The sequence below is a fragment of the Bacillus sp. JJ1503 genome (genome assembly GCF_036965125.1).
Lineage (GTDB): Bacteria > Bacillota > Bacilli > Bacillales > Cytobacillaceae > Cytobacillus.
The window spans coordinates 1-1,207 of sequence record NZ_JBALOZ010000503.1 but is presented as its reverse complement, the minus strand read 5'-3'; the positions used below and the strand labels follow the sequence as shown (position 1 = coordinate 1,207).

Annotated in this window: 2 protein-coding genes; both read left to right on the top strand. The window is 34.9% G+C overall.

The annotated features are described in order from the left end of the window. Positions 1 to 322, top strand: a 322-nt coding sequence (locus tag V7149_RS25930) for a hypothetical protein (RefSeq protein WP_335348430.1), incomplete at its 5' end; no start/stop codon positions are given. Further along, positions 319 to 1,207: CobW family GTP-binding protein (locus V7149_RS25925; RefSeq protein WP_335348429.1), on the top strand; the 889-nt coding region annotated here is incomplete at its 3' end. The genes V7149_RS25930 and V7149_RS25925, both read left to right, overlap by 4 nt.

The window sequence follows — 1,207 nt, the reverse complement described above, 5'->3', positions numbered from 1 at the left end:
AATGCTTCAAGGAAAGTATGAAGACGATTTTCGTATACTGACTGAATCGTTAATGATTGAGCTTATACGTGAAAAAAAAGGAAAATCTGCGTCAAAGGAAGATCTATTTTTAGATAGCTATAACTCTTATTTAGAAATAGGTGTAGAAAAAAATGGGATATATTATCCTAATGGATATATTCCTATTTGGAAATGCAAGATGGAAATGTTTCACCCTGTAGGCTATTTAATAAATTTAAACATGAGTTCTTTAGAGAAGAAATTGCAAAAGATGATCGTAGAAATATATGAGGATCATAGGAGAGAGCGGGAAGATACATGATTAAGACGGATATATATGTATTGGCAGGGTTTTTGGGCAGCGGGAAAACAACCTTATTAAAGCAGTTATTAATCGAGGAAAAGAAGCAAAATCGAAAAGTAGCAGTCATGATGAATGAGCTTGGAAAGGTATCAATTGATTCAGACGCAATTGAAGAAGATGTTCCACTTAAAGAACTGCTGGATGGATGTATTTGCTGCTCCATTCAAGATAAGTTAGAGGCTCAGCTTCAGGGGCTGCTAATGGTTGAAAAACCAGAGGTTATTTATATAGAAGCAACAGGTGCGGCACACCCAGTTGAGGTATTAGATGCAGTACTCTCGCCGTTATTCGCAGATAAAATCCATGTAAAAGGTATTATATCAGTAGTTGACGGTATGAGGTGGCTTAACAGGAAAACATTGAGTCCTCAAGTACAGCAATTATTAATGGAACAAGTCAGGCACGCTGATTTAATTCTGTTAAACAAAACTGATGTCTTAACTGAAGCAGAGCAAGCAAAACTATCAATGGAAATACAGGCACTAAATTCTCATGCTTTTTCCGTGTTAACTGCATTCTCAAAAGTACCTATCGAGTATATAAAGAATTTGTCATTTAGTACAAAAGATAAACCGGCGAATTCCCATGTAAAGAAGGAATTAAAGTTAAGCTCTTATGTTTATAAGTTTGAAAAGCCGGTGGATCAAGGTGAATTTGAAAACTTTTTAAGAAATCTTCCTGATACGATGTACCGGATAAAAGGGTATATTAAATTTTCTTATTCGAAATATCCTTTTCTCTTTCAATTTTCATACGGCATGCCTGTCTATTTGCAGGAAAATATGAATATGCCCCTTAACTTAGTTTTTATAGGTGAAAAGATAAATAGGCAGGAGATAGAAA